The sequence below is a fragment of the Aeromicrobium sp. CF3.5 genome (assembly GCF_051262695.1).
Lineage (GTDB): Bacteria > Actinomycetota > Actinomycetes > Propionibacteriales > Nocardioidaceae > Aeromicrobium.
Map to the genome: position 1 here is coordinate 131,890 of NZ_JBIMEZ010000003.1, position 22,615 is coordinate 154,504.

The window sequence follows — 22,615 nt, forward strand, 5'->3', positions numbered from 1 at the left end:
AGCCTTTCAAGAGGGTGGGTGATCTGACACCAGTGAACCGCAGAGGTGGGACAACGCGAGGCGTCGTGTCCACAAAGCGGCCCAGCCACTTACGAGATGGCCGACTACTTGATGTCGGGGCGGGTGACCTTGGTGCGGACCACGGACTCGTTCAGTGTGAGCTGACGATCCAGCTCCTTGACGGTGGCGGGCTCGGCCTGCAGCGTGACGACGGCGTAGATGCCTTCGGTCTTCTTGTTGATCTCGTAGGCGAAGCGGCGCTTGCCCCACACGTCGATCTCGTCGACCGAGCCGCCGTCCTGGCGGACCACGTTCAAGTAGGTGTCGAGGCTGGGCTGCACGGTGCGTTCGTCGAGCTCGGGCTCGAGGATGATCATGACTTCATACGGGCGCAATGACATTGCGTCTCCTTCGGTCTGAACGGCTGCGGGGTCCCCGCAGCAGGAGGTGTTGCCACACGGCAACCGTTCCAGCCTACGCGAGGACCGGCCTTGCAGGCCAATTAGGGTAGCCGCGTGGACCCTCAGGACTTCTCGATCGACGCCCTCGTCGTCTCGCCGATGCGCCGGTACGGGGGGCGGCCCTCCGACGGACCCACCCCGTTCGATCCCGTCGCCCACCCGCGCGGCGAGCACCCCACGACGGTGCGGGTGCGGGCCCACAAGGGATTGGTCGGCGACCGGTACTTCGGCACGCGATTCACCTATGCCAGCGTCACGTTCCTCGCGACCGAGAAGGTCCGGGCGCTCGAGGGTGAGCTGCAGGCCGGGCCGTTCGACCCGACCGAGGCCCGACGCAATGTCGTGACGCGCGGGCTCGACGTCGATGCGCTGGTCCGCACCGAGTTCACCCTCGATGCCGGTCACGGGCCGATCCGGTTCCGGTCCATCACGCCGGCCAATCCGTGCGCGTGGTTGAACGAGGTGTTCGCCCCCGGCGCTCATCAGGCCTTCCGTGGGCATGCCGGCATCCGGTGCGAGCCCCTCGACGACGGCCAGCTGAGCGTGGGTCCGGCGAGGCTGATCGACGTGCGCCCGCTGTCCGACGAGGAGCTGCGCCGCCGGGTGTCGAACGCCCCGCTCAGCTGACCGGGCTCGGCTACTCCGTGTCGTCGTCGACCCAGTCGAGGGTCTTGGTGACGGCCTTCTTCCAGTTGCGGAAGTACTTCTCGCGCAGGTCCTCGTCCATGGACGGCGACCAGCGCTTGCCCTCGCCCCAGTTGTCGCGGATGTCGTCCTGGCTGGCCCAGTAGCCGACGGCGAGGCCGGCGGCGTAGGCAGCGCCGAGCGCCGTGGTCTCGGCGACCTTGGGGCGCACGACATCGACGCCCAGGATGTCGGCCTGGAACTGCATCAGCGTCTCGTTGACGACCATGCCGCCGTCGACGCGCAGCTCGGTCAGCGGGACGCCGGAGTCGGCGTTCATCGCGTCCAGCACCTCGCGGGTCTGGTAGGCGGTCGACTCCAGCACGGCGCGGGCGATGTGGTTGCGATTGACGTACCGCGTCAGGCCGACCAGGGCGCCGCGAGCGTCGGAGCGCCAGTGCGGCGCGAACAGACCGGAGAACGCGGGCACGAAGTAGGCGCCACCGTTGTCCTCGACCTTGGCCGCGAGCGTCTCGATCTCGGCGGCGTCCTTGATCAGACCGAGGTTGTCGCGCACCCACTGCACCAGCGAGCCGGTGACGGCGATCGAGCCCTCGAGGGCGTAGACGACCGGCTCGTCGCCGACCTTGTAGCAGACCGTGGTGAGCAGGCCGTTCTCGGACAGGACCGGCTCGGTGCCGGTGTTGAGCAGCATGAAGTTGCCGGTGCCGTAGGTGTTCTTGGCCTCGCCCTTCGCCAGGCAGGCCTGGCCGAAGGTCGCCGCCTGCTGGTCGCCCAGGATGCCGGCCACGGGGGTGCCGTTGAGGATGCCGGGCTTGCACTCGCCGTAGACCTCGGCGCTGGAGCGGATCTCAGGCAGCATCGACATGGGGATGCCCATGTCGGCGGCGATCGACTCGTCCCACTTCAGGGTCTTCAGATCCATCAGCATGGTGCGGCTGGCGTTCGTGACGTCGGTGATGTGCACGCCGTCGTTGTCGGCGCCGCCGGTCAGGTTCCACAGCACCCAGGAATCCATCGTGCCGCACAGCAGCTCGCCGGCCTCGGCCCGCTCCTTGACCCCGTCGACGTTCTCCAGGATCCAGGTGATCTTGGGTCCGGCGAAGTAGGTCGCCAGCGGCAGACCGACGGTCGCCTTGTACTTGTCGGGTCCCTCGTCACCGCCGAGACGGTCGGCGATCTTCTGGGTGCGGGTGTCCTGCCACACGATCGCGTTGTAGACCGGCTTGCCGTTGCTCTTGTCCCACACCACCGCGGTCTCGCGCTGGTTGGTGATGCCGACCGATGCGATGTTCTTGCTGTTGAAGTTCGCCTTCGCCAGCGCCCCACCGATCACGGTGCGGGTGTTCTTCCAGATCTCGATCGCATCGTGCTCGACCCAGCCCGCCTTGGGGAAGATCTGCTCGTGCTCGACCTGGTCGACCGCCACGACGGACCCGTCGTGGTCGAAGATCATGGCGCGGGTCGATGTGGTGCCCTGGTCGATCGCCATCACGTAGGTGTTGTCAGCCATGTCAGCTCTCATCTCTGGTGGGTGGATCAAACGTAGTTCAGTGCGAGGGCCGTGAGGCCTGCCAGGACGCCACCGATACTCGGGCCCACGATCGGCACCCAGGCGTAGCGCCAGTTGCTGTCGCGCTTGCCGGGGATGGGGAGCACCTGATGGGCCAGACGCGGGCCGAGGTCACGGGCCGGGTTGATCGCGTAGCCGGTCGGGCCGCCGAGGCTGGCGCCGATGCCGACGACCAGCAGCGCCACGGCCAGCGGGCCCAGCTCGTTGGGGGTGTTGCCGAAGGCGATGATCACGAACACCAGCACGAAAGTGCCGAGCACCTCGGTGACGAGGTTCCACGGCGGTGCCTCGATGGCGGGTGCCGTCGAGAAGGTGCCGAGCTTGTCGTCGGCAGCCGCGTCGGGATCGTCGAAGTGCTTCTTGTACGCGGTCCACATCAGGCAGGCGCCGATGAACGCACCGATCAGCTGGGCGCTGATGTAGACAAGTGCCTTGACGACGGTGTTGCCGCCGAGATCGTCGCCGGAGGCGATCAGACCCAGGGTGACCGCCGGGTTGATGTGCGCCCCGGACTTGTAGGCGACGAACACGCCGGCGAAGACCGCCAGACCCCAACCGAAGTGGATCATCAGCGGCCCACCACCATTGCCGCCGGTGCGCGGCAGCAGGGCGTTGGCCACCACTCCACCGCCCAGCAGCAACAGCACGGCGGTGCCGAACAGCTCCGGCACGAAGATGTCCACGAACATGCAGATTCCCCCTCGACACCCACCCCCCGGTGAGCGTGAGATGAATAGTGCCATGCCCCAAGGGGTGGGCGCGACCACCGGATCGGCCTAGGGTGAGGGCGTGACTCCCATGTTTCCACTGGGATCCGTGCTGATGCCGGCGATGCCGTTGCCGTTGCGTCTGTTCGAGCCCCGTTACCTGTCGATGCTTGACGCCGTCCTCGACCGCGAGACGCTCGACTTCGGGGTGGTGCTGATCGAGCGCGGCCACGAGGTCGGCGGTGGCGATGCCCGCTTCGGCATCGGCACGATGGCGCGGGTCGAGCAGGTGCAGTCCGGCGACGGGCTCGCGGTGCTGATCGCGCGCGGCAGCCACCGCTTCACGGTCGACGCGTGGGGGCCGGAGGATCCGTGGCCCGCGGCCGACCTCACCCCCGTCGATGCCCTCGCCTGGGACGAGTCGGACCGCTCTCTGCTCGACTCGACCGAGCGGACGGTGCGTCAGGCGCTGGCCCGGGCCAGCGAGTTCGTCGAGACCACGTGGGAGGCCACGACCGAGCTGTCCGAGGATCCGGTCGATCGCGCCTGGCAGGTGGCCGGCATCGCTCCGGTCGGCACCATGGACCAGGTCGACCTGCTCGCCTCCACGTCGATCACACAGCTGCTGACCACGGTCGGGTCCCACACCCGCGCTGCGTTGGAGATGATCACGATGCAGGTGGACGAGACCGACTAGGTCAAGCGACCTTGACATTGAGGCACGTGTCAAGCACCCTTGACATGTGCAGAATGACGTCAAGGAGCTCCGCCGGACCAGTGGCCTCTCCCAGGCCGACCTCGGACGACTGCTGGGCGTCTCGCGTCAAACCATCATCGCCATCGAGAACGGCCGCTACGACCCTTCGTTGCCGTTGGCGATCACCATCGCGCGACACTTCGAGACCACCGTGGAGGAGATCTTTCATGCCTGAAAGCACCCAGAAGTCCGACCGCACCGAGTCCTGGATCGTCCCGATCACCTGTGTCGTCATCGGCGTCGCGTACCTCACGGTCGGCGTCTTCCGCGGTGACGTCACCAGCGGTGTCGTGGGCCTCGCGATCATGCTGGCCTACGGGGCCGTGCTCGTGCTGTTCCGTCGCCGCTCGGAGGCGGTGGCCCTGCTGGGCGGCGGGGCCAGCGACGAGCGGCGCGCGGCGATCACCTCCCGGTCCCACGACACCACCGGCCAGGTCCTCGTGGTGGTCCTGGTCGCCGGCATGTTCTGGAGTCTGGCCACGGACAACGGCCACGCCGGCGTCTTCGTCGCCCTCGCGGCGATCGGCGGCTTCACCTTCATAGGCTCGACGATCTGGCACTCCGTCCGCGGCTGACCAGACCCCAGAAGCACAGCTCGGATCCGACCCGTCAGCGTCCCCGGGGTCGCTTCACGCCCGGCGTCGGTGGCGCGGTCCACGGATCCTCGGGCCACGCGTGCTTGGGATAACGGCCGCGCAGCTCCGCCCGCACCTGGTGATAGGGGCCGGACCAGAACGACTCCAGGTCGGCGGTCACGGCGGCGGGACGCCGAGCCGGGGTGAGCAGGTGCAGCAGGAGGGGGACGCGGCCGTCGGCGAGTCGTGGAGTGGCCGCCCAGCCGAATGCTTCCTGGATGCGGACCGACAGGACCGGTTGCTCAGTTCCGGTGGGGCCGTACTCCACCCGCACCGCGGACCCGCTCGGCACGGTGATGCGCTCTGGTGCGAGCTCGTCGAGGCGGCCCGCCTGAGGCCACGGCAGCAATCGCCGGATCGCGGCCAGCATGTCGACGCGGCGCAGGTCACGGGGTGATCGCACCCGGGCGAGGTCGGCGCCGACCCAGGTGTCCATCGAGTCCAGCAGCGCCGCGTCGCCGACATCGGGCCACGGATCGCCCAGCGACTCGTGCAGGAAGGCCAGCCGGCGGCGCAGCGCCGATGACGCCTCGGTCCAGGGCAGCACGGTCAGACCGTCGGCAGCCAGGGCCGCACGCACGGCGGCGGCGATTGCGGCCGGATCCGGCTCGGCGATGGGCACGGCCGACAGCTCGATGGCTCCGAGTCGGGTGACCCGCCTGGCCACGAGCCGTCCATCCGTCCACGACACGTCGTCGGTCTCGTGCCACCGGGTGGCGGCTGCCTCGAGAGCGAGGTCCTCGTCGAGAGGAGCTGCGGCGCGGATCGTGGCCTCTGCGGCACCCGCGCGGCGTTCGGCATCGGCCACCGCGATCCACGTGACGCCGGACAGTGCCGGGTCACCGCGCCGGAAGGCCGCACCGGTGCCCGAGACCATCAGGTAGGTCGAGCCTCCGGGTCGCAGGCGGGCCACCCGGCCCGGATGGGCCAGCGCCACGACCGCTCCGACTGCGAGGTCGTCGGTCAGGTCGGTGCGGTCGGCCGGGGACGACAGCGATCGTTCCAACCGGCTGACGGAGTCCTTCCACGATCCGGTGCCCGGGCCGCCGCGGTGCATCGTGCGCAACGCCGCGACGAGATCGCCACCGGGCGCGCGCACGTCGTCGGCCAGCAGGGCGACGATCTCGGCGGCCCGGCGCGACCCCACCTGGGCGGAGCCGTCGAGCAGGGCCCGAGCGAGTCGTGGGTCGACCGGAACGCGCGCCATCTGACGTCCACGTGCGGTGATGGCGCCCGCGTCATCGGTGGCCCCCAGGTCGAACAGCTCTCGTCGAGCCGTCTCGATCGAGGCGGGTGGCGGCTGGTCCAGCAGGGCCAGATCCGAGCCGTCCGACGAGCCCCACGCCGCGAGCTCGAGCGCGAATCCCGTCAGATCGGCGACAGCGACCTCGGGCACGGAGTGGTCGGTCAGGTGAGCGTGATCGGCGCGCGACCAGCACCGATGCACCGTCCCGGTCGCTTCTCGGCCGGCTCGACCGGCGCGTTGCTCGGCTGCTGCCCGGCTGACCCGAACCGTGACCAGGGCCGGCAGTCCGCGCCGGTGGTCGGTGCGCGGTTCGCGGGACAACCCGGCATCCACCACGATCCGCACCCCGGGCACCGTGAGCGAGGACTCTGCGACCGCGGTGGACACGACGACACGCCGTCGAGCACCTCGCGTCAGTGCGCGATCCTGCTCTGCCGGAGGGAGGCGGCCGTGCAGGGCCCACACGTCGACGCCGTCGATCCCCGACAACCGGCGCACCACGCCTCCGACCTCGGCGACGCCGGGCAGGAACACCAGCGCGTCCCCGGGATCGGAGGCGAGTGCGCGACGGACGGTCGCCGCGACGTGGTCGAGGAACCGGGGCGTGACACCGCGCTCGTCGAATGGCAGGACCCCCGAGGGTGGTGGGAGCCAGTGCTCGGTGACGGGGTGGAGGCTGCCCGGCACCGAGATGACGCGTGCTCCCCCGAGGACCTCGGCCGTGCGTTCGGCCTCGACCGTCGCCGACATGGCCACGAGCAGCAGGTCGTCTCGCACGGTGGCTCGCACGTCGAGGCAGAAGGCCAGGGTCAGGTCCGCGTCGAGCTGGCGCTCGTGGACCTCGTCGAGGATGACCGCATCGACACCGGGCAGCTCAGGATCGCGCTGCAGCCGGCGTAGGAGGATGCCGGTCGTGACGAACTCGATGCGGGTGTCGGGCGAGACCACGCTGTCGCCGCGGACCGAGTAGCCGACGGTCCCGCCCACCTTCTCGCCGAGCAGGGAGGCGAGACGACGCGCTGCGGCCCGGGCGGCGATCCGACGCGGCTGGGTCACGACGACCCGCCCGGCGACTCCGGCCGCGACCGACGGCGGCACCATCGTGGTCTTGCCGGTGCCCGGTGGCGCCTGCACGACCGCGACGCCACCAACGCTCAGCGCGTCGCCCAGCGCAGCGAGACCCCCCACGACGGGCAGGTCCGGCGGGTCAAGCAGCAGCCGTCCGATCGCGTCCACAGCGTCCTTTCGCGGAGGTGCGGTTTACCAGGTTACGTAGGTTTCCCATCACTCACGTAGGCAAATTTGCCCTGAGGCGTGCTGGCTTTCCTACGTAACCTGGTAAACCATCACAGCGTCAGAGGTCGGCGGAGACCTTCCAGAGGTCGATGCCGTCGGCGTCGATGGCGAGGTCGTCGATGGCGGCGAGCTCGGCGTCGGCGAAGTCGAGGTGCTGGACGGCGGCGAGGTTCTCGTCGAGCTGCTGGACCGACGAGGCTCCGATCAGGGCCGAGGTGACGCCTCCGGGGCGGAGGGTCCAGGCGATCGCCATCTGGGCGAGCGACTGTCCGCGCTGCTCGGCAAGGTCGGAGAGACCGTGCAGTCTGCGGACGTTGTCCGTCGTCAGGACGCCGTCGTCGAAGCTGCCCCGTGCACCGGCCCGGTCGACCGGATCGCCCTGCAGGTAGCGACCCGTGAGCAGGCCCTGCGCCAACGGGGAGAACCCGATCGAGCCGAGGCCGTGCTCGGCCAGCGTGTCGGTCAGGCCGCGCTCGATCCAGCGGTTCAGGATCGAGTACGACGGCTGGTGGATGACCAGCGGCGTGCCGAGGGATCGGGCCACCTCGACGGCCTCGGCGGTGCGCTGCGGCGAGTACGAGGAGATCCCCACGTACAGCGCCTTGCCCTGCCTGACCGCGGTGTCGAGCGCGCCGATCGTCTCGGCCACCGGCGTCGAGGGATCGGCGCGGTGCGAGTAGAAGATGTCGACGTGGTCGACGCTCATGCGAGCCAGCGACTGGTCGAGGCTGGCCAGCACGTGCTTGCGCGAGCCGAGCTTGCCGTACGGGCCGGGCCACATGTCCCACCCCGCCTTGGAGGAGATGATCAGCTCGTCACGGTAGGGCGCGAAGTCGCCGCGCATCATCCGTCCGAAGTTCTCCTCGGCCGAGCCGTACGGCGGCCCGTAGTTGTTCGCCAGGTCGAAGTGCGTGATGCCGCGGTCGAACGCGTGGCGCAGGATCTCGCGCTGCGTGTCGAACGGTCGGTTGTCGCCGAAGTTCCACCACAGACCCAGCGAGATAGGCGGCAGGAGGAGCCCCGAGTCACCGACGCGCCGGTAGTCCAGCTGCTGGTACCGGTCAGGCGCCGCGACGTAGGGGCGGTGCAGTTCGGGTACGGGATCGGCGTAGTAGCGGGCTTCGGGATCAGACGGGATGCTCACGCAGTCACGCTAGCCGAGACGCGCCGGGACGAGGCGCGCCAGCACCACGTCGACGTCGACCCCGGGGTATCGGCCGGTGAGGACCAGCCCGTCCGTGTCGGCACCAGGGTCCAGCACGTGCGGAATGCTCAGATCGCCTGCCGACGTGTGCACCACGGTGTGCTGGCGGCCGGTCTCAGCACCGATCCAGGCAGCACCGATCCACTCGGCCACGTCCACCGCACCAGTTGCACCGCTGCCGCGCACGGTCACGACGGGTTCGCGGGTCCTGAGCAGGCCGTCGTCCTCGAACTGCATCGGCGACTCGGTCGCACCGGTGCAGATCGTGGTCACGAGCGCGGTCACGAAGACCGGATCGCCGGCGCCCGCATAGATCCAGCGATCCCCGAGGACGCTGTGGCTCATGGTGCAGACCCCGAAGTCCTCGCCACCGTCGAGCGCGGACCCCCGATACGTCAGCGGCACCTGCACGACCCTGCCGTCGCCAAGTCGCGCGAGCAGAACTTCGAGACCGACCTCGCCCGCCGGATCGTCGAACCGGTAGCTGCCGATCATCTCCAGGTCGGCCAGCCCCAGATCGGTGGCATCGCTCGCGAGCCACGGCTGGCTGCGCAACCAGAGTGCGACGACCTCCGCCTTGGTCGGCGAGATGGTGGCGTCGGGGTGAAGGAGTGCCATCAGGCCGATGGTCCTTTCGCGAGGAGACCGGTGAGCACGTCGATCGCGTGATCGGTAGCGGCGTCGTCGACGTCGAGGTGCCAGACCAGTCGAACCGTTCCGGCGCCCACGGCGTACGCACGGACACCCTGATCGAGCGCAGCCGCGACGAGCGTCGTGGCGGCCCACCCGGCACGTCCCACGTCCAGGATCACGATGTTGGTCTCGACGTGCTCGGGGTCGACGCATCCCGGTGCGGCCTCGGCACACGCCTGCGCCGTGCGCCGAGCACGGGAGTGGTCGTCGGCCAGCCGGTCGACGTGATGATCCAGCGCGTGCAGCCCGGCCGCGGCAAGGATGCCGCCTTGGCGCATGCCGCCGCCGTAGCGCTTGCGCCAGATGCGGGCCTCGTCGATCGCTGCGGTCGAGCCGACCAGCACCGAGCCGACGGGTGCGCCCAGGCCCTTGCTGAGGCAGACCGACACGGTGTCGAACTGCTGACCGTGATCGGCCAGCCGCTCGCCCGTGGCGACGTGGGCGTTCCACAGGCGCGCACCATCGAGGTGCATCGCGACACCGGCGGCCTGGGTCCCGCGCCGCAGATCACGGATCGTCTCGAGTGACTGCACCGTGCCGCCACCGAAGTTGTGGGTGTTCTCGACCACGACCAGCGAGGTGTTGACCTGATAAGCGCCGGCGCCGGTGATCATCAGGCCGAGCGGGTCGGCGGCGTCCAGGACGCCCCGATCCGATGACCACGTGCGCGACGTGATCCCGGCGAGCGCGGCGGCAGCGCCCAGCTCGGCGCGCACCACGTGCGCCAAGGAGTCGCACACCATCTCGGCGCCCGGCGCCACGTGCAGGCGTAGTCCCAGCTGATTGGCCATCGAACCGGACGGCGTGAACAGTCCCGCCTCGTGTCCCAGCAGGTCGGCGACCCGCTCCTGCAGGGCGTTGACCGTGGCGTCCTCGCCGTAGACGTCGTCACCGACATCGGCACTCGCCATCGCCTGCCGCATGGCGGGCGTCGGCTGGGTCAGCGTGTCGGACAGCAGGTCAGCGCGCACCATCAGGAGAGGCTGGCGATGGCGCTGTCGTAGTCGGGCTCATCGCCGATCTCGGGCACGAGCTGGCTGTGCAGCACGGTGCCGTCGCGGTCGAGGACGACCACGGCGCGGGCGAACAGGCCGCGGAAGCCCGAGTCGGTCAGGGTCACGCCATAGTCCTCACCGAAGCTGGAGCGGAAGGCCGAGCCGACGATGACGTTCTCGATGCCCTCGGACCCGCAGAACCGGCCCATCGCGAAGGGCAGGTCCATCGCCACGTTGACGACGTCGGTCTCCGGCAGTCCTGCCGCGAGCTTGTTGAACTGGCGCACGCTGGCCGCGCACACGCCGGTGTCGACGCTGGGGAAGATGTTCAGCACGGTGCGCCTGGACGCATCGCGGGTGAGGTCGGCCAGGTCGGTGCCCGTGAGGGTGAACTCCGGGGCCGTCGAGCCGACGGTCGGCAGGTCGCCGACCAGGGTGGCGGGAGCGCCGCCGAGCGCAGTCTGGGTCATGGGAGTTGTCTAGCAGAGTCGGCGGGGAGCTCAGCGCATGCGGGTGATCTCGACCTCGACGAACAGCTCGGATCCGCCGGGCGTGGAGTAGATGCCTCGCAGCGGCGGGTTGTCGGCGTAGTCGCGGCCTCGCGAGACCACGATGTGTCGCGGTCCCTGGGCGATCTCGTTGGTGGGGTCGAAGCCGACCCACTCGCCGTCCCAGTACTCGATCCACGCGTGCGACTCGCCCTCGACCGACTCGCCGATCACCGGCTGGCTCGACGGGTGCAGGTAGCCACCGACGTAGCGGGCCGGGATGCGAGCATGCCGCAGGGCACCGAGGGTCAGGTGCGCGATGTCCTGGCACACGCCGGTGCCGGCCTCCCACGCCTGGGCCGCGGTGCTGGTGACCTCGGTCGAGCCGGCCTGGTAGACGATCCGGTCGTGCAGCATCGCCATGACGGCCTGGGCATACTGCTCGGGGGCCTCTGAGGTGGCGCGGATCCGGTCGAGCTCGACGACCATGGACTCCGGCGGGCTCACCCAGTCGCTGCTGTCGAGGAACTCGCACAGCTCGTCGGCGACGGCGCGCAGGTCGTCCCACTCGATGTGCTCGCGCTCGACGAGATCGGCGATCGACGGCTGCGTCTCGACCACCGAGGTGGCCACGACGGCGAGGTCGGCGTGCGGGTCGTGCACCTCGAACGCGGTGACCGTGGTGCCCCAGTAGTCGCGGTACTCATAGGTCCACGGTGACGGCGAGATCTCCAGACGCGAGCGCAGCATGTACTGCTCGGACGTCGTGGCCGGGGTCATGCGGGCCTCGTTGAACGAGGCGACGGCGCCGTTCTCGTAGTGGTAGCCCGTGGTGTGCTTGATGCGCAGCTGCATGCCTTCGGTGGCGTTCACAGCAGAACACCTCCTGTCCAGGAGTAGGCCTCGGACTCGGCGAAGTACCGCGAGGTGACGACGTCGCTGGCCGCAGCGCACGATCGCTGCAGCCGCTCCATCTCGACGGGCAGGTCGAACACGATGTCGGCCAGCGGCCGGTACTCCAGCTCGGTACGAGCCCGGCCAAGCAGGCGCTGGGCCTCGTCACCGAAGCCGGCGCGGCGGCCGCTGCGCTCCAGGCGCGACAGCGCCTTCTCGGCCTCGGACAGCGCCGAGACGATCGAGCGCGGGAACCAGCGGTCCAGCAGCAGGAACTCGGCGGCCTGACGGTCCGCCTCGATGCCGCGGTAGGCGCGGATGAAGCTCTCGTAGGCGCCGCAGGCCCGCAACGTGGTGGGCCAGGCGACCTGTGGGCCGTTGGCGAGCGCCGCGGTCGACAGCAGACGCGCCGTCATGTCGACGCGCTCGATGTTGCGGCCCAGCATGTAGAACTGCCAGCCCTCGTCGCGCGACATGGTCGACTCGGCGATGCCCGAGATCATCGCGGTGCGGTTGCGCACCCACGCGAACATGTCCGGCGGGCGCATGGCCCGTGCGGACCCGAGCCCGCGCCACGTGGTGTTGATGGCGGCCCACACGTCGGTCGACAACGTCTCGCGGGCACGGCGGGCACTTTCGCGGCACGCCCCGATGGCGGTCGCGATGGACACCGGTGAGTCGGGGTTGTGCGCCAGCAGGTCGAGGATCATGCCGCGGTTGGGCTCGCCGGTGTAGTCCTCGACGCCCATCACCGACAACAGCTGCTCGCACGAGACGCGCTCGTTCATGCCGGTGTCCTCGACGAGCACCTGCATCTGGACGTCGAGGAGGCGGGCGGTGTCGTCAGCGCGCTCCAGGTAGCGGCCGATCCAGAACAGCGACTCGGCGATGCGGCTCAACATGGCGGGTCCTCCCACACGAGATCGGTTCTGCCCTGGTCGGTGCGTGACTGCTGCTGCTCCTGCTCCTGCACCGCGGGCAGCTCCTCCTCGACAGCGGCTGGGCCGCCCTCCTGGGAGACGCCCGCGACCGGGGATCCGGTGGGGATGGCTTCCTCGCCGTCCTCGAACTCATCGGCACTGACGCCGGCGGCGAGCACCCACGTGTCCTTGGAGCCGCCACCGCGGCTGGAGTTCACGATCAGCTCGCCCTCGGGCAGTGCCACGCGGGTGAGCCCGCCGGGCAGCACCCACACGTCGCCGTCGCCCTTGTTGACCGCGAACGGTCGAAGATCCACGTGGCGGGGGCGGATGCCCTCGTCGACGAGGGTCGGGACGGTCGACAGGCTGATCACCGGCTGGGCGATCCAGGCTCGAGGATCGGCGTGGATCTTGCCGCGCAGCTCGTCGAGCTCGTCCTTGCTCGCGGCGGGGCCGATCACGATGCCCTTGCCACCGGACCCGTCGACCGGCTTGAGCACCAGCTCGTCGAGGCGGTCGAGGACCTCCTCGCGCTGGTCGGCCTCACCCACGCGCCAGGTGTCGACGTTCTTGAGGATCGGCACCTCGCCCAGGTAGTAGTCGATCAGGTCGGGCAGGTAGGTGTAGAGCAGCTTGTCGTCGGCGACACCGTTGCCGATCGCGTTGGCGATCGTGACGTTGCCCGCGCGTGCGGCGTTGATGATGCCGGGCACGCCGAGGGTCGACTCGGACTTGAACTGCTGCGGATCGAGCCAGTCGTCGTCGATGCGGCGGTAGATGACGTGCACCGGCTCGAGGCCGTTCGTGGTGCGCATCATGACGCGACCGGAGCGGCACACGAGGTCGCGTCCCTCCACCAGCTCGACGCCCATCGTGCGGGCGAGCAGGGTGTGCTCGAAGTAGGCCGAGTTGTAGACGCCCGGGGTCAGCACGACCACCGTGGGCTCGCTGACGCCGGCGGGAGCGGCAGCGCGCAGGGCCGCCAGCAGGTGCTGCGAGTACTGCGCGACCGGACGGATGCGGTGATCGGCGAACAGCTCGGGCAGGGAGGCGGAGAGGGCACGCCGGTTGGTCATCACGTAGGAGACGCCCGAGGGCACCCGCACGTTGTCCTCCAGCACCCGGAAGTCGCCGTCACCGTCGCGGATCAGGTCGACGCCCGACACGTGCACCCGCACGCCGTTGGCCGGATCGAGACCGGCCACGACCCGGGCGTAGTGCGGGGACGTCATGACCGTCGAACGGGGCACGACACCGTCGGCGAACAACTCGCCGGGACCGTAGATGTCGGCGAGGAAGGCCTCCAGTGCGAGGACCCGTTGGCGCACGCCGCGCTCCACGTGGTCCCAGTCGGCGGCCTCGATCAGGCGCGGGACGATGTCGAGCGGGAACGGACGCTCCTCACCGGCGACACCGAAGGTGATGCCCTGCTCGAGATAGGACGAGGCCAAGGAGTCGGCCCGCAGCCGGACCTCGTCAGGTCCCATCTTGGAGAAGGCCGAGCGCACCGACTCGTACGTCGGTCTGACCTCCGCGCCGTTTCCCGCATACATCTCGTCGAAGCCCTTGACGGGCCCATATCCGTCGAGCAGCTCTGGAGTGTCCACGATTCCCACCGTAGGGCAGAGGTGGTCCCGTCGTGGTTCGGTGCCCATCAGTGGCGGAGGAATCTGCCGATCTCACGCGCCGAATGCCGAACGGGCCGATACGCTCGTGTCAACAGAGAGGTCCGCGATGGACGGGTACGTGCTGGTGCTCAACGCGAGCTACGAACCACTGCAGCGCGTCTCGCTGCAGCACGCCATCAAGATGCTGGTCCGCGAGGTCGCGGTCATCGAGGAGGAAGCGGGCGGCACGTTCGGCCCGTTCCCCCGTCCCAAGGTGCTGCGCCTGGTCCGCTACGTGGTCACCCGGTGGATGCATCGACGCTCCGACCTGTGCACCAAGTCCGCGATCAAGGCGCGCGACAAGAACTGCGCCTACTGCGGTGGCCACGCCGACACCGTCGACCACATTATTCCCCGTAGCCGCGGAGGCACCCTCACGTGGGACAACGCGGTCGCCGCGTGCCAGAAGTGCAATCACCGCAAGGCCAACCGCACTCCCGACGAGGCCGGCATGACGCTGCTCATCGTCCCGATCAGGCCGACTCACCAGTTCGTGGCCTGAGGGCCGAGCACCGGACGCTACAGACCAGCGCGGTCGTAGATGTCGGCGAGCGCGTCGAGGTAGGCGCCCTCGTCGTCAGCGTTCTCCTCCTGGGCGGCAAGCGCGTCGGCCATGACCTGCTCGGCGACCTGCTCGAAGCGGGCGTTCCACTTCTCGGCGTCGAGCTGCCAGTAGCCGCACGTGTAGAAGTCCGACTGCGGCCAGCCCAGGGTGCGGCGCAGGTGCTTGCGCACGGCTCGGCTGGCGCGAGCCTCGCCGGCCAGCCAGACGTAGCGGTCGGTGGCCGGGAGGTCGGCGTCGATGACGGCCGACGACAGCGCCTCGCTGATCAGGCCGTCGTGCTCGACCTGCACCCAGGTCACGTCGACATCGGCCGGGCTCGGCAGGGCGATGCGGTCAGCCTCGTCGGTCAGCACGACGACAGCCCGTGCATGCTGCCCCGGATCGAGGCCGCGCAGGATGCGTGCCAACGCCGGCAGCCCGGTGACGTCCGCGGCCAGCAGCTGCCATCGGACACCGGCCGGTGCCGCGTACAACCCGTGCGGCTCGACGAGTCCGACGCGATCGCCCGGCTCGCAGGTGCGGGCCCAGTTCGATCCGACGCCGTGCTCGTGCAGGGCGATGTCGAGGTCGATCTGGGTGCATCCGTCGATGATGCGCAGGTCCGAGATCGTGTACACCCGCGACTCTGGTTCGACCGCGCCCTCGGGATACGTCACCGTGAACTTCTCGTCGATCATCGGCAGCGACAGCTCGGCACCGGCTGGCGGGATCAGCACGCGCAGGTACTCATCGGGAATGCCGGTGCCCGGCATCTGGTGGTCATCGACGTCGAGCGTGATGGTCACGAGGTGGGCCGAGAGCGGTCGGCGGCCCCGGACGGTGGAGGCGAAGGTCTTCACTTAGGTAACCCTAACCGACCTCGGGTGTGGAGTAAAACATTGGTAGCGTGCCCAGGTGACGTCATCACTTGTGGTCCGGACCATCACCGATGCCGAGCACCGGGCATTCGTGCGCTCGAGAGCGGCGGTCAGCTTCCTGCAGACCCCGGCGTGGGCGAGCGTCAAGAACGACTGGCGTGGCGAGTCGATCGGCTGGTTCGAGGGCGCCCGTCTCGTGGGAGCGGGCCTGGTCCTGTACCGCCAGATGCCGAAGCTGAAGCGGTACCTAGCCTATCTGCCCGAGGGTCCCGACATCGACTGGACCGACCCCGATCTCGACCGGTGGCTGTCGCCGATGACTACCCACCTCAAGCGGGCCGGCGCCTTCGGGATCCGGATGGGTCCGGCCGTCGTGGGTCGCCGCTGGCACGCCTCGACGATCAAGGCCGCCGTGGCCGATCCCGCGCTCGGCTCGCTGTCGGAGACCCCGGCCGATGAGATGAACGACGACGTGCTGGCCGTGGCCGGCCGCCTGCGCAGTGCCGGGTGGCGCGAGATCGGGCTCGACGGCGGATTCGCCGCGGGCCAGCCCAAGTACAACTTCCAGCTGCCGTTGGCCGACAAGAGCGAGGCGGACGTGCTCGCTGGCATGAACCAGCAGTGGCGGCGCAACATCAAGAAGGCCACCAAGAACGGTGTCGAGGTCAGCCACGGCACCCGTGACGATCTGGCCGAGTTCCACACGGTCTACGCCGAGACCGCCGAGCGCGACGGGTTCACGCCGCGGCCGTTGTCGTACTTCCAGCGGATGTGGGACGCCCTCACCGCCGAGGAACCCGACCGCATGGTGCTGTATTTGGCTCGCCACGAGGGCGATCTCGTCGCGGCGACCACGTTGGTGCGCGTCGGTGGCCACGCCTGGTACTCCTACGGAGCCTCCACGACCGCCAAGCGGGACGTCCGCGGATCCAATGCGGTGCAGTGGGCGATGATGCGTGACGCCATGGCTGCGGGAGCCTCCGTCTACGACATGCGCGGCATCACCGAGACCCTCGACGCCGAGGACCCGCAGATCGGGCTCATCCAGTTCAAGGTCGGCACCGGCGGTGAGGCCGTCGAGCACCTCGGCGAGTGGGACCTGCCCCTCAACCGGGTGCTCTACACCGGCTTCACCCAATACATGAAGAGGCGCGGATGAGCCTGACGCTGCACGTCGACTCCGCTCGCTGGCGCGCCGGGTTCAACCGGCTCGTGCAGGCGCATCCCACCACCGTTCCGGTGATCAAGGGCAACGGTTATGGATTCGGCCGCGACCTGCTGGCTCGCGAGGTGGGGGCACTCGGCCTCGACCTCATCGCCGTCGGCACCTATGCCGAGGTGCCCGACGCGCTGGCCTACTTCCCCTCGGGCAGGGTCATGGTGCTCAGCCCGTGGCGGCCGTTCGAGGATCCCGACATGACTGCGGCCATGACCAGCGACCGCGTGCTGCACACCGTCGGACGCGTCGAGGACGTCGCCGCACTGGCTGCAGCCGCCCCCGGCGCCCGGGTCGTGCTCGAGGGTGAGACCTCCATGTCACGCCACGGCCTGGATCGCCACGAGCTCGCCGCCGCAGTCGCCGAGCTGGGCGACCTGGTGGTCGAGGGATTCGCGATCCACCTGCCGCTGGCCGGCTCGGGACCCGCCGACGGCCACCTGCGAGAGGCCGAGAGCTGGGCTGCCGCGCTCGAGACGTCTCAGCTGGAGACCACGACCCTGTTCGTGTCCCACTTGAGCCCGGCCGAGCTCGGCACCCTGGCCGAGCGTCGCCCCGGGCTCACCATTCGACCGCGTACCGGAACGGCCCTGTGGCTCGGTGACCTGGGCGCCCTCTCGGTGCGTGCCACGGTGCTCGACCGGCACTCAGTCGGTCGCGGCGAGCAAGTGGGCTATCGCCAGCGCGGCGTGCCGCGCGACGGGGTGCTGCTGATCCTCGCCGGCGGCACGAGCCACGGCGTCGGCCTGGAAGCCCCCCGCGGGGCCGGCGGCGTGCTCGGGCGCGGCAAGACTCTGGCCAAGGGCGGCCTCGAGGCCGCTGGACTCGTGCTGTCGCCGTTCACGATCGCGGGCAAGCAGCGGTGGTTCGTCGAACCACCGCACATGCACGTCTCGATGATCTTCGTGCCCGCCGACGTGACGGCGCCCCAGGTCGGCGACGCGGTCGACGTCGCGGTGCGATTCACCACCACGACGTTCGACCGCGTCATCCTGGAGTAGCGACTACCGGTCGTTGTTGTTGCCGCCGCCGTTGTTGTTGTTGCCGTCGGGAATAACCGGCACCTCGGGCTCGGGCTCGGGCTCCGGCTCGGGCTCGGGCTCCGGCTCGGGCAACGGCTGTGGCTGGCAGCCGCCGTTGCCGTCGGGCTCCTCGCTGGCCGCGCAGCGCTCCTGCGTGGGCTCCGGCTCGGGCGCAGGAGCAGGTGGTGGCACCGGGACGCAGCCGGTGCGGCTGCCGTTGAGCTGCTGACCGGCGCCACACTGCGGCACCGGCGGGGGAACGACCTGGCCCTGATCGGCCTGGATGTCGCCCGGCTCGGGGAATGATCCACAGTCGTTGGGATCCAAGGCTGAATCCATGAACGCCTTGAACGTCAGGGCCGGGAAGGTGCCGCCGAAGAACGGTTGCAGGTAGCCCTCGAGATCCTCGTTGCCGACGCCGCGGTTGTACATGACTGCGGTGGCGAGCTTCGGCGTGTAGCCGGCGAACCATGACGACGACACGTACTGGTCGTCATCGGGCCCCGCCGTGGCGGTGCCGGTCTTGCCGGCCGTGGGACACACCGTGGCACCGTTGACACCCGATCCGCCGGCGGCCGTCACACCCTGCATCGCCTTGATCGTGTCACCGGCGACGTCCTCGCTGATGGTGCGCTCGGTGCTCACCTCGTGCTTGTAGAGCTCGGAGCCGTTGGCGTCGTCGACCTGATCGACCAGGAACCAGTCGGCCCTCTCGCCGCCGGCCGACAGCGTGGCGTAGGCGTTGGCCATGTCGATCGGTGCGACGGGGAAGAAGCCCAGCGGGGTGACCAGCGGAGCACCATCCTCGCGCACCGGGTCGAGCACCGACGCCGGGATGCCGGCCTCCTGGGCGGAGTCGAGCACCTTGTCCGGGCCGTCCTCCATCTGCTGGGTCAGGTCCACGAAGGCGGTGTTGATCGACTTGGCGGTGGCGGTGGCCAACGAGACAGGACCAAAGGAGTCACCACCGGAGTCGCCCTGGTTCTCGACGATGCCGTTGTCGACCTCCAGGGGCGAGCTGCCGTTGAGCTGGCTCTGCAGGCTGTAGCCGTTCTCCAGCGCCGCCACCACGGCGAAGACCTTGAAGGTCGATCCCGGCTGCGTGGGCAGGGTCGCCCAGTTCAGCTGGCTGTCCAGGTAGTCGGGGCCGCCGTACAGCGACCGCACCGCACCGGTCCCGGGCTCGACCGAGGCCAGCGCGGTGTGCAGCTCGTCGAGGCCCCCGGGGCGCACGTCGTTGACCGCGCCGACCGCGGCGTCCTGGCGACCCTTGTTGATCGTGGTGACGATGCGCAGCCCGCCACCGCGGGTCTGGGCGTCGGAGAACTCCAGCTCGGCCATCTCCTTCTGCACCATCTCCAGGATGTGGCCCTCGGGTCCGGCGAAGCGGTCGCTGTTCTTCTTCTCGATCACCTCGGGGATGCGGTCGCGGTACTCCTCGCGCTCCTCGGAGGTGATCGCTCCGGCCTCTTCCATGCCGTCGAGCACGTAGTTGAAACGCGGCGTGAAGCGGTCCTCGAACCCGTCGACGTAGGGGTCGTAGTAGCTCGGGCTGTTGATGATCGTGGCGAGCATCGCGGACTCGGCGTAGTCCATCTCCGAGGCGGGCTTGCCGAAGTACGTCTGCGAGGCGACCTCGACGCCGTAGGCGCCGTTGCCGAAGTAGATGGTGTTGAGGTAGCCCTCGAGGATCTGGTCCTTGCTGAGCTGGTTGTGGATCTTGACCGAGAGCACCGCTTCCTTGAGCTTGCGCGTGTAGGAGCGCTCCTGGGTCAGGTACAGGATCTTGACGTACTGCTGGGTGATGGTCGAGCCGCCGCCCTGGATCTCGCCGCTCGTGGTGTTGTCGCGCAGGGCGCGCACGATCCCCTTGAAGTCGATGCCGCTGTTGGTCGCGAACGAGCGGTCCTCCGCTGCGATCGCGGCGGCCTGAATGGAGGCAGGCATCTCGGACAGGTCGATGTTCTCGCGGTCCTGCGTCGCGAACGAGCCGAGCTCGGTCTTGCCGTCCGCGTACATCACATTGGTGGTCTGCGTCTGGAAGTCCGCGTTGGGATCGGGGATCGCGATGGCGCGGTACAGCACGAAGAACAGCAGGGCACCGGCCACGATGCCGGCCACGGCCAGGAACACGAGCCACCGCAACAGGCGGGTGTACCAGGGGCCATGGCCACCGATGCCGCGTCCGATGCTGCGCAGGCGGGAGTCGCCGCCCTTGCTGCGCCGCGAGGGCGACGTCTTGCGCTTGGTCTGAGTTGCCACAGAGGTTTCCTTCGAGCCGATCGGGACGTGCCGGGATGCGTCCGCGAGGCGGAACCGGTCAAGTGTGCCGAACGTACCTGAGAAGACGCCAATTGACAGCGATGCAACTCCTCGATGTATCGTCCCGCTATGCAGACAAAGTGATCACTTTGTCAGGACCGAAGCTCCCGACCGGAATGGATCTCATGACTCGACGTGGTGCGGCGCTGGAGGTGGCGGTCCTCGGACTGCTGCACGACGCACCCATGCACGGGTACGAGGTGCGCAAGCAGGTCAACGCCCTCCTGGGCTGGAGCCGGATCTTGTCCTTCGGGACGCTCTACCCGTGCCTCAAGGCGCTCGGTCGCGCGGGCCACATCGTGGCCGACGAGACCCAGGGACCCGAGGCGCGGTCGCGCCGGGCCCGCATCGTGTACCGGCTCACCGCCGAGGGCAAGGAGCACTTCGCCACGATGCTCGAGGAGTCCGGGCCCTCGGCCTGGGACGACGACACCTTCGGCGTGCGGTTCGCGTTCTTCGCGCGCACCAGCAAGGCCTCGCGGGTGCGCATCCTGGAAGGTCGGCGCAGCAGGCTCGAGGAGCGCCTCGACCAGGTGCGCCAGGCCGCGCAGCGCGGTCGCGAGCGCGCCGACGCCTACACCCTCGAGCTGCAGCGGCACGGACTCGAATCGGTCGAGCACGAGATCTCGTGGTTGACCGAGCTGATCGAGCGTGAGCGCACGATCCCTGAACCAGACCATCCCAACCAAGACCAATGAACAGGAGAACCCATGGGTTCGACAGCCAAGAAGCCGATCCGTGTCGCCATCGTGGGCGTGGGCAACTGCGCCACGTCCCTGATCCAGGGCGTCGAGTACTACCGCAACTCTGACCCGTCCGGCACCGTGCCCGGGCTGATGCACGTCACGTTCGGCGAGTACCACGTCGGAGACGTCGAGTTCGTCGCCGCGTTCGACGTCGACGCCAAGAAGGTCGGGTTCGACCTCGCGGAGGCCACGCAGGCCAGCGAGAACAACACCATCAAGATCGCCGACGTCCCGCCCACCGGCATCACGGTGCAGCGCGGCCCCACGCTCGACGGACTGGGCAAGTACTACCTCGAGACCATCGAGCAGTCGGACGCCGAGCCCGTCGACATCGTGCAGTCGCTGAAGGACACCGAGGCCGACGTGCTGGTGTCCTACCTGCCCGTGGGTTCGGAGGAGGCCGACAAGTTCTACGCGCAGTGCGCGATCGACGCGGGGGTCGCCTTCGTCAACGCCCTGCCGGTGTTCATCGCCTCCGATCCGGTCTGGGCCAAGAAGTTCGAGGACGCCGGTGTCCCGATCATCGGCGACGACATCAAGAGCCAGGTCGGCGCGACCATCACCCACCGCGTCATGGCCAAGCTGTTCCAGGACCGCGGTGTCGTCCTGGATCGCACGTACCAGCTGAACGTCGGCGGCAACATGGACTTCAAGAACATGCTCGAGCGCGATCGCCTGGAGTCCAAGAAGATCTCCAAGACGCAGGCCGTCACCTCCAACATCGATCACGACCTGGGCGCCAAGAACGTGCACATCGGACCCAGCGACTACGTGCAGTGGCTCGACGACCGCAAGTGGGCGTACGTGCGGCTCGAGGGTCGCGCCTTCGGCGATGTGCCCCTCAACCTGGAGTACAAGCTCGAGGTCTGGGATTCCCCGAACTCGGCCGGCATCATCATCGACGCGATCCGGGCGGCCAAGATCGCCAAGGACCGCGGCATCGGCGGCGCGCTGCTGAGCGCGTCGTCCTACCTGATGAAGAGCCCGCCCGAGCAGCGCCCCGACGACCTCGGTCGCCTCAAGCTCGAGGCCTTCATAGCCGGTGACGAAGAGCGCTGATTCGCTGAGAACCGATGCGGGTGGTGCCGCGGCTCAGGTCGCGAGCAGCACCCGCATCGTGCGTTCCATGACCTGTGCGGAGTCCTCGATGGTGAGGCCGTAGTCGTCGCGCAGCTGGGTCCAGGTGGGCCAGGAGGCGGCCACGACCACGGCGTGCAGGAGCCACCCGTGAGCGCTCTCCTCGCAGCGCGCCAGCTCGGTCGCGAAGACCAGCTCGACCTGGTCGCGCATGCGATCGACGTGGCTGCGGCGGCTCGCTCGCAGCGCGGGCGAGAAGGGCTCGCTCAGCGCTGCCGACCGGGCGGCCGGTGCGATGTTCTCGAGGCGCCGCACCCGCTGCGCCACGTAGGTCGCGAGCCGGGCGTCGAAGTCCGTCGCCGGGTCGATCGGCTTCCACAGCTCGTCGTCCTCGGCCAGCCAGAAGTTGGTCGAGTGGGTCATCAGCTCCTCTCGATCCTTGAAGTTGGTCCAGATCGTGCGGACCGAGACTCCCGCGCGCTGGGCCACCTTCGCGGCCGTCGGCTGCAGCTCGCCGTCGCGGAGCAGAGCCGCGTGCGCAGCGATGATGGCCGCCCGCGTCCGCTCGCCTCGGGCGATGCGTCCGTCAGTGTTGGGCTGCGATTCCACGGTCCACCCCCTGCGTCTGG

At 69.1% G+C, this 22,615-nt stretch carries 23 protein-coding genes; 9 read left to right on the forward strand and 14 right to left on the reverse strand.

Going from position 1 to position 22,615, the window contains the following annotated elements:
- Positions 1-104 precede the first annotated feature (104 nt).
- Positions 105-395: a 30S ribosomal protein S6 gene (gene rpsF / locus ACHAA3_RS07495; protein ID WP_435708635.1), complete on the reverse strand. Its 291-nt coding sequence runs from the start codon at positions 393-395 to the stop codon at positions 105-107.
- A gap of 120 nt (positions 396-515) precedes the next feature.
- Here rpsF and ACHAA3_RS07500 point away from each other — a divergent pair, with 120 nt between their 5' ends.
- Entirely contained in the window at positions 516-1,088 is a 573-nt protein-coding gene (locus tag ACHAA3_RS07500; protein WP_435708350.1) for an MOSC domain-containing protein, read from the forward strand.
- Positions 1,089-1,098: 10 nt separating this feature from the next.
- Here the strand turns inward: ACHAA3_RS07500 and glpK are convergent, their stop codons facing one another.
- Together glpK and ACHAA3_RS07510 are read right to left on the reverse strand one after the other, a co-directional pair.
- Positions 1,099-2,619 (reverse strand): glycerol kinase GlpK, encoded by a 1,521-nt coding sequence (gene glpK, locus ACHAA3_RS07505; RefSeq protein ID WP_435708351.1) that lies wholly within the window; start codon positions 2,617-2,619, stop codon positions 1,099-1,101.
- 26 nt (positions 2,620-2,645) lie between these two features.
- Positions 2,646-3,368 carry an MIP/aquaporin family protein gene (locus tag ACHAA3_RS07510; protein WP_435708352.1) on the reverse strand — a complete coding sequence of 241 codons (723 nt, stop codon included), beginning with the start codon at positions 3,366-3,368 and terminating at the stop codon, positions 2,646-2,648.
- Positions 3,369-3,477: 109 nt separating this feature from the next.
- On the opposite strand from ACHAA3_RS07510, the gene ACHAA3_RS07515 reads away from it, so the two are divergent.
- Genes ACHAA3_RS07515 through ACHAA3_RS07525 form a run of 3 tightly spaced genes read left to right on the forward strand, consistent with a single transcriptional unit; the run spans position 3,478 to position 4,718 of the window.
- Positions 3,478-4,083: an LON peptidase substrate-binding domain-containing protein gene (locus ACHAA3_RS07515; RefSeq protein ID WP_435708636.1), complete on the forward strand. Its 606-nt coding sequence runs from the start codon at positions 3,478-3,480 to the stop codon at positions 4,081-4,083.
- Positions 4,084-4,129: 46 nt separating this feature from the next.
- Positions 4,130-4,318 (forward strand): helix-turn-helix transcriptional regulator, encoded by a 189-nt coding sequence (locus tag ACHAA3_RS07520; protein WP_435708353.1) that lies wholly within the window; start codon positions 4,130-4,132, stop codon positions 4,316-4,318.
- Positions 4,311-4,718, forward strand: coding sequence for a hypothetical protein (locus ACHAA3_RS07525; protein WP_435708354.1), 408 nt, complete (start codon positions 4,311-4,313; stop codon positions 4,716-4,718). Before ACHAA3_RS07520 ends, ACHAA3_RS07525 begins: the two co-directional genes overlap by 8 nt.
- A gap of 34 nt (positions 4,719-4,752) precedes the next feature.
- Here the strand turns inward: ACHAA3_RS07525 and hrpB are convergent, their stop codons facing one another.
- The 8 genes from hrpB to ACHAA3_RS07565 form a co-directional block, all read right to left on the reverse strand.
- Positions 4,753-7,260, reverse strand: a complete 2,508-nt coding sequence (hrpB, locus tag ACHAA3_RS07530; protein WP_435708355.1) for an ATP-dependent helicase HrpB — start codon at positions 7,258-7,260, stop codon at positions 4,753-4,755.
- Positions 7,261-7,378: 118 nt separating this feature from the next.
- Positions 7,379-8,458, reverse strand: a complete 1,080-nt coding sequence (gene mgrA, locus ACHAA3_RS07535; RefSeq protein WP_435708637.1) for an L-glyceraldehyde 3-phosphate reductase — start codon at positions 8,456-8,458, stop codon at positions 7,379-7,381.
- A gap of 15 nt (positions 8,459-8,473) precedes the next feature.
- Complete coding sequence (locus tag ACHAA3_RS07540; RefSeq protein ID WP_435708356.1) at positions 8,474-9,142, reverse strand: maltokinase N-terminal cap-like domain-containing protein; 669 nt, start codon at positions 9,140-9,142, stop codon at positions 8,474-8,476.
- A complete protein-coding gene (locus tag ACHAA3_RS07545) occupies positions 9,142-10,191 on the reverse strand; it encodes a threonine aldolase family protein (protein ID WP_435708358.1) in 1,050 nt (349 codons plus the stop codon). Before ACHAA3_RS07545 ends, ACHAA3_RS07540 begins: the two co-directional genes overlap by 1 nt.
- Entirely contained in the window at positions 10,191-10,682 is a 492-nt protein-coding gene (gene tpx, locus ACHAA3_RS07550) for a thiol peroxidase (RefSeq protein WP_435708359.1), read from the reverse strand. Before tpx ends, ACHAA3_RS07545 begins: the two co-directional genes overlap by 1 nt.
- A 30-nt stretch (positions 10,683-10,712) precedes the next feature.
- On the reverse strand, positions 10,713-11,573 hold the full coding sequence (locus ACHAA3_RS07555; protein ID WP_435708360.1) for a transglutaminase family protein: 861 nt from the start codon (positions 11,571-11,573) through the stop codon (positions 10,713-10,715).
- On the reverse strand, positions 11,570-12,496 hold the full coding sequence (locus ACHAA3_RS07560) for an alpha-E domain-containing protein (protein ID WP_435708361.1): 927 nt from the start codon (positions 12,494-12,496) through the stop codon (positions 11,570-11,572). The genes ACHAA3_RS07555 and ACHAA3_RS07560 overlap by 4 nt, the downstream gene beginning before the upstream one ends.
- Positions 12,490-14,121 carry a circularly permuted type 2 ATP-grasp protein gene (locus ACHAA3_RS07565; RefSeq protein ID WP_435708363.1) on the reverse strand — a complete coding sequence of 544 codons (1,632 nt, stop codon included), beginning with the start codon at positions 14,119-14,121 and terminating at the stop codon, positions 12,490-12,492. The genes ACHAA3_RS07560 and ACHAA3_RS07565 overlap by 7 nt, the downstream gene beginning before the upstream one ends.
- A 127-nt stretch (positions 14,122-14,248) precedes the next feature.
- Here ACHAA3_RS07565 and ACHAA3_RS07570 point away from each other — a divergent pair, with 127 nt between their 5' ends.
- The gene (locus tag ACHAA3_RS07570) at positions 14,249-14,683 is read left to right on the forward strand and encodes an HNH endonuclease (RefSeq protein WP_435708365.1); all 435 of its coding nucleotides are present in this window, start codon (positions 14,249-14,251) and stop codon (positions 14,681-14,683) included.
- Positions 14,684-14,700: 17 nt separating this feature from the next.
- Here ACHAA3_RS07570 and ACHAA3_RS07575 read toward each other — a convergent pair whose 3' ends face one another.
- Positions 14,701-15,585, reverse strand: coding sequence for a siderophore-interacting protein (locus tag ACHAA3_RS07575; protein ID WP_435708366.1), 885 nt, complete (start codon positions 15,583-15,585; stop codon positions 14,701-14,703).
- A gap of 55 nt (positions 15,586-15,640) precedes the next feature.
- On the opposite strand from ACHAA3_RS07575, the gene ACHAA3_RS07580 reads away from it, so the two are divergent.
- Together ACHAA3_RS07580 and ACHAA3_RS07585 are read left to right on the forward strand one after the other, a co-directional pair.
- A complete protein-coding gene (locus tag ACHAA3_RS07580) occupies positions 15,641-16,762 on the forward strand; it encodes a lipid II:glycine glycyltransferase FemX (protein ID WP_435708367.1) in 1,122 nt (373 codons plus the stop codon).
- Positions 16,759-17,820, forward strand: a complete 1,062-nt coding sequence (locus tag ACHAA3_RS07585; RefSeq protein ID WP_435708368.1) for an alanine racemase — start codon at positions 16,759-16,761, stop codon at positions 17,818-17,820. The genes ACHAA3_RS07580 and ACHAA3_RS07585 overlap by 4 nt, the downstream gene beginning before the upstream one ends.
- Positions 17,821-17,823: 3 nt before the next feature.
- Here the strand turns inward: ACHAA3_RS07585 and ACHAA3_RS07590 are convergent, their stop codons facing one another.
- Positions 17,824-20,103: a transglycosylase domain-containing protein gene (locus tag ACHAA3_RS07590; protein ID WP_435708369.1), complete on the reverse strand. Its 2,280-nt coding sequence runs from the start codon at positions 20,101-20,103 to the stop codon at positions 17,824-17,826.
- Positions 20,104-20,288: 185 nt separating this feature from the next.
- Here ACHAA3_RS07590 and ACHAA3_RS07595 point away from each other — a divergent pair, with 185 nt between their 5' ends.
- Positions 20,289-20,861 (forward strand): PadR family transcriptional regulator, encoded by a 573-nt coding sequence (locus ACHAA3_RS07595; protein WP_435708370.1) that lies wholly within the window; start codon positions 20,289-20,291, stop codon positions 20,859-20,861.
- A 12-nt stretch (positions 20,862-20,873) separates the two neighbouring features.
- Positions 20,874-21,968 (forward strand): inositol-3-phosphate synthase, encoded by a 1,095-nt coding sequence (locus tag ACHAA3_RS07600; protein WP_435708371.1) that lies wholly within the window; start codon positions 20,874-20,876, stop codon positions 21,966-21,968.
- 33 nt (positions 21,969-22,001) lie between these two features.
- Here ACHAA3_RS07600 and ACHAA3_RS07605 read toward each other — a convergent pair whose 3' ends face one another.
- Positions 22,002-22,595 (reverse strand): TetR/AcrR family transcriptional regulator, encoded by a 594-nt coding sequence (locus ACHAA3_RS07605; protein ID WP_435708372.1) that lies wholly within the window; start codon positions 22,593-22,595, stop codon positions 22,002-22,004.
- Positions 22,596-22,615: the final 20 nt, after the last annotated feature.

What these genes read in the sequence shown, in the direction of transcription:
- ACHAA3_RS07515 (WP_435708636.1), top strand. Translation starts at nt 3,478, where the DNA reads ATGTTTCCACTGGGATCCGTGCTGATGCCGGCGATGCCGTTGCCGTTG.
- ACHAA3_RS07595 (WP_435708370.1), top strand. Translation starts at nt 20,289, where the DNA reads ATGACTCGACGTGGTGCGGCGCTGGAGGTGGCGGTCCTCGGACTGCTG.
- ACHAA3_RS07525 (WP_435708354.1), top strand. Translation starts at nt 4,311, where the DNA reads ATGCCTGAAAGCACCCAGAAGTCCGACCGCACCGAGTCCTGGATCGTC.
- ACHAA3_RS07545 (WP_435708358.1), bottom strand. Translation starts at nt 10,191, where the DNA reads ATGGTGCGCGCTGACCTGCTGTCCGACACGCTGACCCAGCCGACGCCC.
- ACHAA3_RS07540 (WP_435708356.1), bottom strand. Translation starts at nt 9,142, where the DNA reads ATGGCACTCCTTCACCCCGACGCCACCATCTCGCCGACCAAGGCGGAG.
- tpx (WP_435708359.1), bottom strand. Translation starts at nt 10,682, where the DNA reads ATGACCCAGACTGCGCTCGGCGGCGCTCCCGCCACCCTGGTCGGCGAC.
- ACHAA3_RS07600 (WP_435708371.1), top strand. Translation starts at nt 20,874, where the DNA reads ATGGGTTCGACAGCCAAGAAGCCGATCCGTGTCGCCATCGTGGGCGTG.
- ACHAA3_RS07585 (WP_435708368.1), top strand. Translation starts at nt 16,759, where the DNA reads ATGAGCCTGACGCTGCACGTCGACTCCGCTCGCTGGCGCGCCGGGTTC.
- ACHAA3_RS07570 (WP_435708365.1), top strand. Translation starts at nt 14,249, where the DNA reads ATGGACGGGTACGTGCTGGTGCTCAACGCGAGCTACGAACCACTGCAG.
- ACHAA3_RS07560 (WP_435708361.1), bottom strand. Translation starts at nt 12,496, where the DNA reads ATGTTGAGCCGCATCGCCGAGTCGCTGTTCTGGATCGGCCGCTACCTG.
- ACHAA3_RS07510 (WP_435708352.1), bottom strand. Translation starts at nt 3,368, where the DNA reads ATGTTCGTGGACATCTTCGTGCCGGAGCTGTTCGGCACCGCCGTGCTG.
- glpK (WP_435708351.1), bottom strand. Translation starts at nt 2,619, where the DNA reads ATGGCTGACAACACCTACGTGATGGCGATCGACCAGGGCACCACATCG.